This window comes from Rhodococcus pseudokoreensis (assembly GCF_017068395.1).
Taxonomy (GTDB): Bacteria; Actinomycetota; Actinomycetes; order Mycobacteriales; family Mycobacteriaceae; genus Rhodococcus_F; species Rhodococcus_F pseudokoreensis.
Genome location: NZ_CP070619.1, coordinates 7809336 through 7823498 on the forward strand (window position 1 = coordinate 7809336; position 14163 = coordinate 7823498).

A 14163-nucleotide genomic window follows, 5' to 3' on the forward strand; every position below is an offset into this window, starting at 1 on the left:
TGCCCCGACCGGGCGGGCCGCGCAGGACAGTCAGCTCTCGGGCGCGGAGGAGTCCTCGACCTCCTCGATGATCTCGGCGCCCAGGACCGACAGCCGGTGTTCCTCGGCATCCTGCACCGTGCCGAAGTCCTGCTCCTCGAGCACGTTACGGTCCTTGTCGAGGTATCGATACGTAGCCATGCCCCCACGATGGCACACGGCGGCGGAGATGGCGGCGAGTCGGCCCTTTCGCCCCGCATCCGGAAGTAGCAAGCTGAGAGTACGGACTCGAACGTCGCGAGGAGCAGTCATGCACGTAGCAGTGGGAGACCGGTTGCACGTTCAAGGCCGGGTGGTCGGGGTGCACGAGACGACCGCCGAGGTCGTGGAGGTACACGGCGAGAACGGCGAACCGCCCTATCTCGTCCGATACGACGACGGCCACGAGGCCCTCGTGTTTCCCGGATCCGATGCCTGGGTGGAACACCCGAAGTCGTAGACATCGGACGTTTCGCCTGGTCCAGGTGCGGCGGATCGCCGTGCCGCATTGGTTGCACGATCGATGAAACGAATGCGTCTATCGTGAGACCGTGCCCGATTCCGCCAAGAGGCCCTACTCATCGCCGCTGCGTGCGGAATCGGCGCGCCGGACCCGCCTCCTCGTCCGGGATGCCGCGGCCCGGTTGTTCGCCGAACGCGGATACGTCAGCACCACGGTGCGGAACGTGGCCGAGTCAGCCGGAGTGTCCACTCGCACGGTCTTCACCGTGTTCCCGGGCGGCAAGGCGGAACTGTTCCACGAGGCACTGCACGCGGCGATCCAGGGCGACACCGACGCCGCTCCTGCCGCCCGCACACCCCGGGACGGCGACCCGGTGGAGCGGATCCTCGAACAGATGGTGGAGTACAGCACCGACGTCCTGGAGCGGGCCGGAACCCTGATGGCGACGTCGATCGAATCCTCGGGAGCGGACGAGGACATGCGGCGGTTCGCCGACGAGGGCGCGCGGGCGTCCGCCGAGAATGCGATGACCCTCGCCGAGGGACTCGCCGCGCACGAACTGCTGCGCCCCGAGATCTCCGTCCAGCGGGCAGCCGACGTGCTGTTCACCGTCGTGTCGCCGCAGGTGTATTCGATGCTGCGCCTGCAGTGCGGGTGGGACGTCGACGACTACCGGAACTGGGTGAAGGCGACGATCCGGGCCAGCCTGCTCCACTGAGCGCCGACAACCCCGCCTAAGGCAACAGGATGAATTTGCCCGCCGCGTGCGGCTTCCGGAGATCGGCGTGAGCGCGCGCCGCCTCCGACAGCGCGTACGTGCGCGCGACCCGCACCCGCACGTCACCGCTGCCCGCGAGGTCGACGAGGGCGGCTCGGGCCTGTTTACGCGGTTCCATGCTTTCCGGCCCGAGCGCGCCCACGATCCGGAAACCGGCCTCGCCCGCCCGTGGTCCGGGGACGGTCGTCACCAACCGCGACCGGTCCCGCACCAGGCCCACGGACACGTCGATCGCCTCGTCGCTGCCCGCGGTGTCGATGACGGCGTCCACCCCGTCCGGTGCCAGGACACGGATCCGGTCGCTCAGGCCGTCCCCGTAGGACACGGGCGTCGCACCGAGCGACCGCACGTAGTCGTGGTTCCCGGGCCGCGCCGTGCCGATGACCGTGGCGCCGCGAGCCCGCGCCAACTGCACGACGAACGACCCCACGCCGCCCGCCGCCCCGTGCACGAGCAGCAGGTCGCCTGTGCCGACGTTCGCCGTGTCGAGGGTGTCGACCGCGGTGGCACCCACCGCGAGAAGTCCGGCAGCCTCATTCCACGGCAACGACGCCGGTTTCGGGACCACCGAATCACCGGACACCACGAGCCGGTCCGCGTACGCCTCCGACAACGGGTACGCGATCACCTCGTCGCCCACCGCGATCGGGCCCCTCGGTCCCGTGGCGGAGTCACCCACCTCCGCGACGACGCCAGTCGCCTCGCTGCCCAGCCGCATCGGCAGCGCTACGGGATCGGCGCCGAACGCGCCGCTGTAGAGCTTGTAGTCGATCGGGTTGACCCCGATCGCGCGGACCTCGATCACCACCTCACCCCGCGCGGGACCCACCGGCTCCGCATCGACCACCGCGAGGACCTCCGGCCCTCCGTACGCCCGGGCAACCACACGTCGCATACAAGGGCCAGTACCCCCGTGAGTACTTCTTAACCGCCGGCGGTTAAGAAGTACTCACGGGGGCCAGCAGGACCACCGGGTAGCGGGCGAACAGGGTGGCGGCGTCGATGCGGCCGCCGGGGTGCGTCGCGGAGGTGAGCAGGTCGGTCCACGTGCCGTCCGGGAGGATCACCGTGGTGTCGCCCCAGCCGTCCTGCTGCAGCCCGACGCTGTGCCGGGTGGCCAGGGTCACGACGTCCGGCGCCGCTCCCTGGGGCCCGCGGGTGAATCCGATCAGGTGTTCGGCTGCGGTCCCCGACGCGAAGACCGGCGCGTAGGTGCCGCCTGCGAAGCTGCCCGGACGCTCGCGGCGCAGGCGCAGGGCCGTCCGCACGACGTGCATCTTCGCGGCGCCGGTCGCGTCGACCGGAGGGGTGCCGAGCCCCGCGAGCACGGTCCGCCGCACGTCGTAGTCGACGGGACGGCGGTTGTCGGGGTCGACGAGCGAGTCCTCCCACAGTTCGGTGCCCTGGTACACGTCCGGGATTCCGGGTCCGCACAGCTGGAGGAGTTTCTGGCCGAGCGCATCGGACCAGGCGTGCGGTGCCAGTTGCGTGCACAGCGACCCGAGGGCCTTGCCGACAGTGCCGTCGATCACGGTGTCCAGCCAGCGGTGGAGGTCGCGTTCGAAGTCCTCGTTCACGTCGTTCCACGACGTCCGGGTCCCGGCTTCCCGGACGGCCTTCTCCGCGTATGCGTGGACGCGGTCGCGGAAGTCGGGCACGTCGCCCGCGGCGCGGCCGTCGACCGGCCACACACCGAACAGGTTCTGCCACAAAAACAGTCCGGTGGCGGGATCGGGGCTGGGGGCGATGCGCTCCCACTGGTCGACGCATTCCGCCCACAGGTCCGGCACCTGCGACAGGATGCCGATCCGGGCGCGGACGTCCTCGCCGCGCTTGGTGTCGTGCGTCGAGAGCGTCGTCATCGCCCGCGGCCACCGGCCGGCGCGCTCGGCGGCGGCGAGGTGGAATTCGGCGGGGGAGACGCCGACGTGCGCGGGGTTGCCGCCCACCTCCTGCAGCGACACCAGCCGGGCGGTGCGGTAGAACAGGCAGTCCTCTACGGATTTCGCCATCACCGCGCCGCAGACCTGCTGGAAGCGGGTGGCCGCCTCACCGCAGGCGATCAGGGCGGCGGCGAGGGCGGACAGTGCCGCGGACCGCCCCGGTTCGCGCCGCGCGGCGTCACCGATCACGCGGGTCGCGAGCCCGGCGAGCGGGCTGTAGTCGGACCGGTACACGGGCATCGCCGCGACGACGTCCACGACGGCATCGCGCAGGTCCTCGGCGGTGCAGTCGGTGCCCGTCTCCGCGCGGATCGCGCGGACGAGGCGCCGGACCTCCGGGGCGAGGCCGGTGCCGGCGACGTCGCGTTTGATCGCGGTTTCGTGCTCGTGGATCCACGTCACGTCACCCCGGTCGCCTGTGCGGGACGCCGACAGGGCGGTGAGCGCGGGAGCTCCCGACGGGTCGACGAACACGCCGCCGAGTTCGGCCAGTGCGTCGTAGCCGGTGGTGCCGTCGATCGGCAGGTGATCGTCCAGGGGTTCGGAGTGGCCGAGGATCTTCTCGATCACGAGCCAGCGGTCCGCGCCGATCACGCCGCGCAGCCGGTCGAGGTACCCGGCCGGGTCGGACAGCCCGTCGGGGTGGTCGATGCGCACGCCGTCGATCAAGTCGTCCGCCACCCAGCCCCGCAGTTCGCGGTGCGAGGCCTCGAACACGCGGGGGTCTTCCTGACGGATCCCGGCCAGTTCGCTGACCGCGAAGAATCGGCGGTACCCGATGAGCCCGGAGTTCCACGGGACCAGGCGGTACGACTGCGCGTCGTGCACCGACTCCGGCTCGGTCGCGTCCGTGCCGGGGGCGATGGGGAACCGGTGCTCGTAGAACGCGAGCAGCGGCTCCGGTCCCGAGCGGTCGACGGTCAGCGACTCGCGGTCGGCGTCCGATCCGAGGACGGGCAGCGCGAGCCGTCCGCCCGCGCCGTTGTCCTCGCTCCAGTCGATGTCGAAGAAGTCGGCGTATTCGGAGCCGCGACCGTGCGTGAGAACGTCCCACCACCAGGCATTCTCACGCGGATTCGCGACGCCCACATGATTGGGGACCAGGTCGACGACGAGGCCCATGCGGCGGCCGCGCAATTCCTGCGACAGCGCGGCCAGCGCCTCCCTGCCACCGAGGGCGGGGGACACGCGGGTGACGTCGGTGACGTCGTAACCGTGGGTCGAGCCCGTCGTGGCCGTCAGGATCGGCGACAGGTAGACGTGCGAGATCCCGAGGTCGTCCAGATAATCGGCGACGGCGGCGGCGTCCGCCAGGGTGAAGCAGTCTCCGCGCAGTTGCAGCCGGTAGGTGGCCGTGATCGCCATCGTCGCCCCCGGTTCAGGCGGTCCGGCGCAGCACGACCAGCGACCGGGACTCGACCTGCAGCGAATTCCCGGCCTTGATCACCGCGTCCTTCGCCCCGGTCGGCACGGCGGTGTCGAGCACCACCGCCCACTCGTCGGCGTAATCGGAATTCGGCGTCGAGAACTCGATCTCCTCGTCGTGCGCGTTGAAACACAGCAGGAACGAGTCGCCGACCACCCGCTCACCGCGATGGTTGGGTTCGGGGATGCCCTCGCCGTTGAGGAACACCGCGAGGGACTTCCCGAAACCGCTGTCCCAGTCCTCGGGGGTCATCTCCTCACCGGACGGGGTGAGCCAGGCGATGTCGCGGGTCTGGTCGCCGCTGCGGATGGGGGTGCCCTCGAAGAACCGGCGGCGGCGGAACACCGGATTCTTCATCCGCAGCGCGATCACCCGTTTGGTGAACTCGACGAGGTCGGCGTTGGTATCGGCCAGCGACCAGTCCATCCACGACAGTTCCGAGTCCTGGCAGTACACGTTGTTGTTGCCCTGCTGGGTGCGGCCCATCTCGTCACCGTGCGCCAGCATCGGCGTCCCCTGGCTGAGCAGGAGGGTGGCCAGGATGTTGCGGCTCTGCCGCCCCCGCAGATCGTGGATCTCCGGATCGTCGGTGGGTCCCTCCACGCCGCAGTTCCAGGACCGGTTGTGGCTCTCGCCGTCGTTGTTGTCCTCGCCGTTGGCCTCGTTGTGCTTCTCGTTGTACGACACGAGGTCGTGCAGGGTGAACCCGTCGTGGGCGATGACGAAGTTGATGCTCGCGCCGGGGCGGCGCCCGGTCGCCTCGTAGAGGTCGGAGGAGCCGGTGAGCCGGGACGCGAATTCGCCGAGCGTCGCCGGTTCGCCCCGCCAGTAGTCGCGGACGGTGTCCCGGTACTTGCCGTTCCATTCCGTCCACAGACCGGGGAAGTTGCCCACCTGGTAGCCGCCCTCGCCGATGTCCCACGGTTCGGCGATGAGCTTGACCTGGCTGACGATCGGATCCTGCTGGACGAGGTCGAAGAACGCGGAGAGCCGGTCGACGTCGTGCAGTTCGCGGGCGAGCGTCGACGCGAGGTCGAAGCGGAAGCCGTCGACGTGCATCTCGGTGACCCAGTACCGCAGCGAGTCCATGATCAGCTGCAGCGTGTGCGGGTGCCGGGCGTTGAGGCTGTTCCCGGTGCCCGTGTAGTCCATGTAGTGCTCGGCGTCGCCGTCGACGAGCCGGTAGTAGGCGGCGTTGTCGATGCCGCGGAACGAGATCGTCGGACCGAGATGGTTGCCTTCGGCGGTGTGGTTGTAGACGACGTCGAGGATCACCTCGATTCCCGCCTCGTGGAACGAGCGGACCATCGCCTTGAACTCCGACACCGCCGCGCCCGGCTTCTCCGCCGACGAATACCCGGTGTGCGGGGCCAGGAAGCCGAACGTGTTGTAGCCCCAGTAGTTCCGCAGCCCCTTGTCGAGCAGGGTCTGATCGTGCATGAACTGGTGCACCGGCATCAGTTCGATCGCCGTGACGCCGAGGTCGACGAGGTGGTCGATGATCACCGGATGCGCGAGGCCCGCGTACGTGCCGCGGAGTTCTTCCGGCACACCGGGATACGTCGCCGTCATGCCCTTGACGTGGGCCTCGTAGATCACGGTGTCGTGATACGGGTGTTTCGGTGCGCGGTCGGCGGCCCAGTCGAAGAACGGGTTGATCACGACCGTCGTCATCGTATGGCCGAGCGAATCGTGTCCGGGCAGCCCCGGCGCCGAGTCGTCCTCGGCTTCCGCTTCGAGTGCGTCCCCGGCGTCCTCCGCCTCGAGGTCGTCGTCGGTGTCGACGATCAGAACTGTGTCCCCGGCGTCGTCGTCCCCGGCATCCTCGGAGGCGGGCGCGTCGATGTCATAGGAGAACAGGGACCGGTCGCCGTCGAATTCGCCGTCGAACGCCTTGCCGTACGGGTCGAGGAGCAGCTTGCTGGGGTCGCAGCGGTGCCCGGCCGAGGGGTCCCACGGTCCGTGGATCCGGTACCCGTACCGCTGCCCGGGCACGACGGTCGGCAGGTAGGCGTGCCACACGTAACCGTCGACCTCGTCGAGACGCACCCGCGTCTCCGTGCCGTCCTTCGCGATCAGGCACAGATCGACTGCCTCAGCGACCTCGGAAAACAAGGAGAAGTTCGTCCCGGCCCCGTCGTAGGTGGCGCCCAGGGGGTAGGCGCTGCCGGGCCACACGGGAATGGGCGTGGTGCCGGTCGACTCGCTCGCTTCCATATCGAGAACACTAGCCCGCGTTCGCGTCGCTCTCAGCCCGACGAGAGCGCACCGTCTCAGCCCGACGAGAGCGCACCGTCAGCCCTGGGTGGAGGTCCGTGCGGCAGCAAGCATTCCGGTTGTGATCTTGCGCACGTCCTCGCTGGTGCACACGTACGGCGGCATCGCGTAGATCAGGTTGCGGAAGGGTCGCAACCAGACTCCGGCCGCCACCGCGGCGTCTGTTGCGGCCCGCATGTCGACGGGCTCGGAGAGTTCGATCACTCCGATCGCGCCGAGCACCCGGACGTCCCGGACGCCGGGCAGTTCCCGGGCAGGCGCGAGACCCGATTCGAGCCCGCGGCGAACGTCCTCGACCTCGCCTCGCCAGTCGCGCGAGAGTAGGAGTTCGATCGACGCCACCGCGACGGCGCACGCGAGCGGGTTCGCCATGAACGTAGGTCCGTGCATCAACCCGCCCGCGTCGCCGGCGCTGATGGTCTCGGCGACGTCGGTGGAGCAGAGCGTCGCGGCGAGGGTCAGGTATCCGCCGGTGAGGGCCTTGCCGACGCACATGATGTCGGGGCGGGTCCCGGCGTGGTCCGCGGCGAACAGTTCGCCGGTGCGGCCGAAGCCCGTGGCGATCTCGTCGAACACGAGCAGGAGCCCGTGCTCGTCGCAGATGCGGCGCAGTTCCGACAGGTACCGGGGGTCGTGGAAGCGCATGCCTCCGGCGCCCTGGACCACCGGCTCCACGACGACGGCCGCGAGTTCGTCGGTGTGCGCGGCTACCAGGCGCTCGAACTCCGCGACGTACCGCGGGTCGAACTCGCGCGGCGGCGGTCCCGCGAACACCTGCCGTGCGAGGACGTCTGTCCACAGGGAATGCATGCCGCCGTCCGGGTCGCAGACGCTCATCGGCGCGAACGTGTCGCCGTGATAGCCGCCGCGCCAGGTCAGCAGCCGATGCCGCTCCGGCCTGCCGCGACTGCGCCAGTACTGCAGGCACATCTTGACGGCGACCTCGACCGACACCGAACCGGAATCGGCGAGGAACACCTTGTCGAGTCCGCCCGGGGTGATCTCCACGAGCAGCTGGGCGAGCCGCGCGGCCGGTTCGTGGGTCAGCCCGCCGAACATCACGTGGCTCATCCGGCCGAGCTGCGCGGTCGCCGCCGCGTCGAGGACGGGATGCCGGTAGCCGTGAACCGCCGCCCACCATGAACTCATGCCGTCGACGAGTTCGCGTCCGTCGGCGAGAGTGAGGCGGGTGCCGCTCGCCTCGGCCACCACGAGCGGGGTGGTCGTTGCAGGGAAGGCGCCGTATGGATGCCAGAGCAGCGAGGCATCGAGGGAGGTGATGTCGTCGGCGGACAGGCTCGGGGAGGTCACGGTCTCGACCCTAGCCATCGGAGGAAAAGTGGGTCCACCCGGGTTGAACACCGTTCAAGTCGCGTATGGTGCCGAGTGTGAGTACCGACCACACCTTCACCACCTGGCTCGACGACGTCGAGGAGCGGCGCCGCGCCGCAGGGCTGCGCCGCGAGCTGCGGCCACGCACGTCCGGCAGCGCGCTCATCGATTTGGCGTCCAACGACTACCTCGGGCTCGTCCGACACCCTGAGGTGCTGCACGGCGCGATGACCGCGCTGCGGCGGTGGGGCGCCGGGGCCACCGGCTCGCGACTGGTGACGGGATCGACCACCGAACACGAACTGCTCGAAACGGAACTGGCCGAGTTCGTCGGTGCCGACGCCGGGCTGGTGTTCTCCTCCGGGTACACCGCGAATCTCGGCGCCGTCACCGCGCTGTCCGGCGCCGGATCGCTGATCGTCTCCGACGCGGGCAGTCACGCCTCGCTCGTCGACGCATGCCGGCTGTCGCGGGCCCGGGTGGCCGTCGCGCCGCACGCCGATCTCGACTTCGTCCGCAGCGCACTGGCCACCCGGCCGGAGGAGCGGGCACTGGTCGTGACCGATTCGGTGTTCAGCGCGGACGGTGATCTCGCACCCCTCGTCGACCTGCACCGGGTCTGCCGCGAGTACGGCGCGTTTCTCGTGGTGGACGAGGCCCACGGTGTCGGAGTCCGCGGCGCAGGGGGCCGCGGACTCGTGCACGAGGTGGGACTCGCGGGCGAACACGACATCGTCGTCACGGCCACGCTGTCGAAGTCGCTGGCCAGCCAGGGCGGTGTGGTGCTGGCGTCGGAGAAGGTGCGCGCACATCTCGTCGACGCCGCGCGCACGTTCATCTTCGACACCGGACTGGCCCCGGCGGCCGTCGGTGCGGCCCGGGCCGCCCTCGCCGTTCTGCGGCGTGAACCGCACCGCGCCGACTCCGTCCTGGACCGCGCCCGGGATCTCGCGCGGTTCACCGGTGCCGCGGCACCCGAGTCCGCCGTGGTCTCGGTGATCCTCGGGGACCCGCAACGCGCCTTCGACGCCGCGGCCGCCTGCCGCGAGCAGGGGCTGCACGTCGGCTGCTTCCGGCCCCCGTCGGTGCCCGAGGGCACGTCGCGGCTGCGGCTCACCGCCCGCGCGACGCTCGATCCGGACGAACTGGCGCGGATCGAGTCCGTGCTCACCGACGTCCTGGCGGGGGCGTCGGCATGAGCATCCTGATGGTTACTGGAACGTCGACGGACGTCGGCAAGACGGTGGTGACGGCGGCGCTCGCGGCGGCCGCGCGCGAGGCAGGCCTGTCCGTCGCGGTGTGCAAGCCCGCGCAGACCGGCGTCGCGCCGGGCGAGCACGGCGATCTTGCGGAGGTGACCCGGCTGTCCGGCGTCACCGCGGTGGTGGAACTCGCCCGCTACCCCGAACCGCTGGCCCCCGACACCGCCGCCCGCCGCAGCGGTTTGCCGATGCTGCGGTGCGACGACGTCGTCGAGGCGGTCCGCGGGCTCGCCGACCGGCACGATCTGGTCCTCGTCGAGGGTGCGGGCGGGTTGCTGGTGCGGATGGGCGCCGAGGGCTTCACGCTCGTCGATCTCGCGCTCGCTCTCGGCGCACCGGCTGTCGTGGTCGCGGCGGCCGGACTCGGCACGCTCAACCACACCGAACTCACGACCCGGGCGCTGGCGGCGGCCGGCGTCGCCTGTGCAGGCACGGTGATCGGGTCGTGGCCGGACGAGCCCGGGCTCGCCGAGCGGTGCAATCTGGACGACCTGCCCGCGGTGACGGGTGTCGACCTGGCCGGCTCGATCCCGGCGGGCAGCGGCCGCCTCGACCCGGCGTCGTTCGCCGCGGCCGCGTCCACGTGGTTCGACGGCACCTGGCTGAAGACGACGATCACGGCTCGCTGAGCGCGACGGTCAGGATTCCGCGAGCACCGACAGCACGTTGCCTGCCGGGTCGGTGAACCACGCGATGTCCGGCCCGTTGCCGCGCATGATTCCCTTGTCGTCCTGCTCGAAACCGTCGTATCGCAGGAACCGGATCCCGCGTTCGGTGAGCGCGTCGACGGCCTTCTCGACGTCGTCGACCGCAAAGTTGAGGATCGTGAACGTCGCAGGCGTGTGGTCGGGTTTCGGGTAGATCAGCACCACGGGACCCTTGGGGAGATGCAGGCCCAGCAGGCCCATCTCCTCCTCGGTGACCTCGAGCCCCAGGGTGTCGGTGTAGAAGGACTTGGCCGCGGCGATGTCGTCGACGGCGAATCCGCTGAATGCTCTCGCGTTGTTCAACATGGCTCTGTTTCTTTCCTGCCGGTGGGTGGGTCAGGACATCTCGGCCCGCGCCTGCGCGCTGAGCTGGATTACCTGAACGTAGTTGCCGTCGGGGTCGACGGCGGTGCCGAACCAGCTGCCGTCACGATCCTCGAGCGGGGACAGCCACGCGGCCCCGAGGTCGTCGAGGCGGCCGGCCGCGGCGCTGGCGTCGGCGACCTCGAAATTGAGGAGGACACGCCCGGGTTCGGGATTCGTGTCGCCGACGTCGTCGCGCCGGTCGAGCATGATGTAGAAACCGTCGAAATCGAGGACGTCGTAGCCCGGTTCGCCGGGCGTGCGGTCGACCTTCGGCGAGAACGCGGCCGTGTACCAGTCCCGCAATCGTTCGGGGTGTGTGCTGGCGAGCAGGATGCTTCCGATCGTGGCGTCGGCCATGATTTCCTCCCGGTGGGGTTCGGTTTCGGTGGTCCTATAGGTATCGACTCGGCCGCCCGGCGAAATTCATCGCCGCCGGTTTTCCGGGGGCCGAAAGCTGCCCCGGTTCCCCGGAATATCGGTAGTGTGATTCAGGTCACGGCTACATCCGGCTGGGTTGGGAGGGGTCACATGTCGACCTCCGAAATGCTCGAATTGAATCGCACCATCGACCGCCTTCGGCGCGCTGTCGGTTCGTTGCGAACGATGTACGGCGACGCAGCATCCGTGCGGCGACTGAGCAATGATCTGGAGCGCCTCGAGATCGACGCGCGAGATCTCGACGCCTCGCCACCGAACGTCGTCCACCGCGAACCGGTGGAGCGAATCAAGGTGTCGGACACCCCGTACGACGCGTCGATGTGGCTCGGTATCGATGACGAGGGGCTGGGCGGGCTCCACTACGAGCGCGGATGAGCGCGCCGCCGAAGAATTCCGATAGTGCCGGTGTGGGGGCGCCGACGCGTGCCCGGATCGCGGAACGCACGCTCCGCACCGACCGGTGGTGGCTGGCGCCGCTGCTGACGGTGCTCGGCCTGTCCGTCTTCGTGGTGTACGCATCGGTCCGGTCGTGGGTCCGCACCGCGTACTTCGTCGAGGAGTACCACTACCTGACCCCGTTCTACTCGCCGTGCCTGAGCGATTCGTGCGTGCCCGGTTCGAGCGACTTCGGGACACCCATCGGCGAGTTGCCGATGATCATCCCCCTCGGATTCCTGGTGCTGCCGTTCCTGCTCGGCTTCCGCCTCACGTGCTACTACTACCGCAAGGCCTACTACCGGTCGGTGTGGTTCTCGCCGCCCGCGTGCGCGGTCGCGGAACCGCACGGCAAGTACACGGGGGAGACGCGGCTGCCGCTGATCGTCCAGAACGCGCACCGCTACTTCTTCTACGTCGCGCTCGTCGTGTCGCTGATCAACACGTACGACGCGATCCGCGCGTTCCACGGCGCCGACGGCGGGTTCGGGATCGGGCTCGGCACCCTCGTCATGGTCGGCAACGTGATCCTGCTCTGGGCGTACACCGTGTCCTGCCATTCCTGCAGGCACGTCACGGGCGGCAGGCTCACCCACTTCTCCCGGCACCCGATCCGATACCGGCTCTGGACCGGGGTCAGCAAACTGAATACTCGGCACATGCAGCTCGCCTGGACCACGCTCGCCACACTGATCGTCACCGACTTCTACGTGATGCTCGTGGCCAGCGGCACCATCTCCGACCTGCGCCTGATCAACTGACTTCACCGAAGAGGGAGTGGAATGACGGAAGTCGAACGGCACCAGTACGACGTCGTGGTCATCGGTGCCGGGGGCGCCGGACTGCGAGCCGTCATCGAGGCCCGGGAGCAGGGCCTGTCCGTGGCCGTCGTCTGCAAGTCGCTGTTCGGCAAGGCGCACACCGTCATGGCGGAGGGCGGTTGCGCCGCCGCGATGGGAAACGCCAACGAGAAGGACACGTGGCAGACCCATTTCCAGGACACGATGCGCGGCGGCAAGTTCCTCAACAACTGGCGGATGGCCGAACTGCACGCCCGGGAGGCCCCCGACCGGGTGTGGGAACTCGAAACGTACGGCGCCCTGTTCGACCGGACCCCCGACGGCCGGATCAGTCAGCGAAACTTCGGCGGTCACACCTATCCGCGGCTCGCGCACGTCGGTGACCGCACCGGGCTCGAACTGATCCGCACCATGCAGCAGAAGATCGTGTCGCTGCAGCAGGAAGACTTCGCCGCCACCGGCGACTACGAGGCCCGCATCAAGATCTTCGCGGAGTGCACCGTCTCCGAACTCACCAAGGACGGCGACCGGATCTCGGGCGCCTTCGGATATTGGCGCGAGAGTGGACGTTTCGTGCTGTTCGAGGCGCCCGCCGTGGTGATGGCCACGGGCGGAATCGGCAAATCGTTCAAGGTGACGTCGAACTCGTGGGAGTACACCGGCGACGGGCACGCCCTCGCCCTGCGCGCGGGCGCCAACCTCATCAACATGGAATTCGTGCAGTTCCACCCCACCGGCATGGTGTGGCCGCCCAGCGTCAAGGGGATCCTCGTGACCGAGGGTGTCCGCGGCGACGGCGGGGTACTGAAGAACTCCGAGGGCGAGCGGTTCATGTTCTCGTACATCCCGCCCGTCTTCAAAGGGCAGTACGCGGAGACCGAGGAAGAGGCCGACGGCTGGTACAAGGATTCCGACAACAACCGCCGCACACCGGATCTGCTGCCCCGCGACGAGGTGGCCCGCGCCATCAACTCCGAGGTCAAGGCGGGACGGCAGACCCCGCACGGCGGCGTGTACCTCGACATCGCCTCGCGGATGCCCGCCGACGAGATCGTCCGGCGCCTGCCGTCGATGTACCACCAGTTCAAGGAACTCGCGGACGTCGACATCACGAAGGAGCAGATGGAGGTCGGACCCACCTGCCACTACGTGATGGGAGGCATCGAGGTCGACCCCGACACCGGATCGTCCAGCGTCGCCGGACTGTTCGCGGCGGGGGAGTGTTCGGGCGGAATGCACGGCTCCAACCGGCTCGGCGGCAACTCGCTGTCCGACCTCCTCGTGTTCGGCCGTCGCGCGGGACTCGGCGCCGCGGAATACGTGAAGTCGCTGCAGGAGCGTCCGGTCGTCTCCGCCGACGCGGTGGACGCGGCGGCCCGGATGTTGTTGTCGCCGTTCGATCCCGCGGTCGGGGAGGGCGGCACCACCGAGAATCCGTACACGCTCCACACCGAACTGCAGCAGACCATGAACGACCTCGTCGGCATCATCCGGAAGGAAGACGAGATCGCGCGCGCCCTGGAGAAGCTCACCGAGATCAAGGGCCGGATCGGGGGCGTCGAGGTGGAGGGGCACCGCCAGTTCAACCCGGGCTGGCACCTCGCCGTCGACCTGAGGAACATGGTGCTGGTCAGCGAATGCGTCGCGCAGGCGGCCCTGCTGCGCACCGAAAGTCGCGGCGGGCACACTCGCGACGACCACCCGAACATGGAGGCGGACTGGCGCAACACCCTGCTGGTGTGCAGCGTCGTCGGCGACATGTCCACGCACCCCGATTCCGTGGTCCCCGACGTCACGGTCACCCGCGAACCCCAGCTCCCGATGCGACCGGAACTGCTGGAGCTGTTCGACATCGACGAACTGGCCAAGTACTACACCGACGCCGAACTCGCGGAACATCCGGGAAGGAAGGCCTGAG

General features: G+C 69.2%; 14 protein-coding genes. 7 read left to right on the top strand and 7 right to left on the bottom strand.

What is annotated here, in order from left to right; genetic code table 11:
- Window positions 1-30: 30 nt before the first annotated feature.
- Window positions 31-180: a hypothetical protein gene (locus JWS13_RS40905; RefSeq protein WP_179220139.1), complete on the bottom strand. Its 150-nt coding sequence runs from the start codon at window positions 178-180 to the stop codon at window positions 31-33.
- Between the two features lie 109 nt (window positions 181-289).
- Here JWS13_RS40905 and JWS13_RS40910 point away from each other — a divergent pair, with 109 nt between their 5' ends.
- Together JWS13_RS40910 and JWS13_RS40915 are read left to right on the top strand one after the other, a co-directional pair.
- Complete coding sequence (locus tag JWS13_RS40910) at window positions 290-478, top strand: DUF1918 domain-containing protein (RefSeq protein WP_005247576.1); 189 nt, start codon at window positions 290-292, stop codon at window positions 476-478.
- A 91-nt stretch (window positions 479-569) separates the two neighbouring features.
- Window positions 570-1199: a TetR/AcrR family transcriptional regulator gene (locus tag JWS13_RS40915; protein ID WP_206010851.1), complete on the top strand. Its 630-nt coding sequence runs from the start codon at window positions 570-572 to the stop codon at window positions 1197-1199.
- 16 nt (window positions 1200-1215) lie between these two features.
- On the opposite strand, the gene JWS13_RS40920 is transcribed toward JWS13_RS40915, so the two are convergent.
- The 4 genes from JWS13_RS40920 to JWS13_RS40935 all read right to left on the bottom strand — a co-directional run bounded on the left by JWS13_RS40920 (window position 1216) and on the right by JWS13_RS40935 (window position 8216).
- Complete coding sequence (locus tag JWS13_RS40920) at window positions 1216-2154, bottom strand: NADP-dependent oxidoreductase (protein WP_206010852.1); 939 nt, start codon at window positions 2152-2154, stop codon at window positions 1216-1218.
- A 43-nt stretch (window positions 2155-2197) separates the two neighbouring features.
- Window positions 2198-4567 (bottom strand): malto-oligosyltrehalose synthase, encoded by a 2370-nt coding sequence (treY, locus tag JWS13_RS40925; protein ID WP_206010853.1) that lies wholly within the window; start codon window positions 4565-4567, stop codon window positions 2198-2200.
- Window positions 4568-4580: 13 nt separating this feature from the next.
- Complete coding sequence (gene glgX, locus JWS13_RS40930; RefSeq protein WP_206010854.1) at window positions 4581-6845, bottom strand: glycogen debranching protein GlgX; 2265 nt, start codon at window positions 6843-6845, stop codon at window positions 4581-4583.
- A gap of 78 nt (window positions 6846-6923) precedes the next feature.
- Window positions 6924-8216 (bottom strand): adenosylmethionine--8-amino-7-oxononanoate transaminase, encoded by a 1293-nt coding sequence (locus tag JWS13_RS40935; RefSeq protein WP_206010855.1) that lies wholly within the window; start codon window positions 8214-8216, stop codon window positions 6924-6926.
- A gap of 65 nt (window positions 8217-8281) precedes the next feature.
- Here JWS13_RS40935 and JWS13_RS40940 point away from each other — a divergent pair, with 65 nt between their 5' ends.
- Together JWS13_RS40940 and bioD are read left to right on the top strand one after the other, a co-directional pair.
- The gene (locus JWS13_RS40940; RefSeq protein WP_206010856.1) at window positions 8282-9436 is read left to right on the top strand and encodes an 8-amino-7-oxononanoate synthase; all 1155 of its coding nucleotides are present in this window, start codon (window positions 8282-8284) and stop codon (window positions 9434-9436) included.
- Window positions 9433-10128: a dethiobiotin synthase gene (gene bioD, locus JWS13_RS40945; RefSeq protein ID WP_206010857.1), complete on the top strand. Its 696-nt coding sequence runs from the start codon at window positions 9433-9435 to the stop codon at window positions 10126-10128. Before JWS13_RS40940 ends, bioD begins: the two co-directional genes overlap by 4 nt.
- A gap of 9 nt (window positions 10129-10137) precedes the next feature.
- Here the strand turns inward: bioD and JWS13_RS40950 are convergent, their stop codons facing one another.
- Window positions 10138-10512, bottom strand: coding sequence for a VOC family protein (locus tag JWS13_RS40950; RefSeq protein WP_206010858.1), 375 nt, complete (start codon window positions 10510-10512; stop codon window positions 10138-10140).
- A 30-nt stretch (window positions 10513-10542) separates the two neighbouring features.
- A complete protein-coding gene (locus tag JWS13_RS40955) occupies window positions 10543-10929 on the bottom strand; it encodes a VOC family protein (RefSeq protein ID WP_206010859.1) in 387 nt (128 codons plus the stop codon).
- 171 nt (window positions 10930-11100) lie between these two features.
- Between JWS13_RS40955 and JWS13_RS40960 the strand changes: the two genes are divergently transcribed.
- The 3 genes from JWS13_RS40960 to JWS13_RS40970 are packed head-to-tail and all read left to right on the top strand — an operon-like array spanning window position 11101 to window position 14162.
- The gene (locus tag JWS13_RS40960; protein WP_012688022.1) at window positions 11101-11385 is read left to right on the top strand and encodes a hypothetical protein; all 285 of its coding nucleotides are present in this window, start codon (window positions 11101-11103) and stop codon (window positions 11383-11385) included.
- The gene (locus tag JWS13_RS40965) at window positions 11382-12206 is read left to right on the top strand and encodes a hypothetical protein (protein WP_206010860.1); all 825 of its coding nucleotides are present in this window, start codon (window positions 11382-11384) and stop codon (window positions 12204-12206) included. The genes JWS13_RS40960 and JWS13_RS40965 overlap by 4 nt, the downstream gene beginning before the upstream one ends.
- A gap of 21 nt (window positions 12207-12227) precedes the next feature.
- Window positions 12228-14162, top strand: coding sequence for a fumarate reductase/succinate dehydrogenase flavoprotein subunit (locus JWS13_RS40970; RefSeq protein WP_206010861.1), 1935 nt, complete (start codon window positions 12228-12230; stop codon window positions 14160-14162).
- Window position 14163 lies beyond the last annotated feature (1 nt).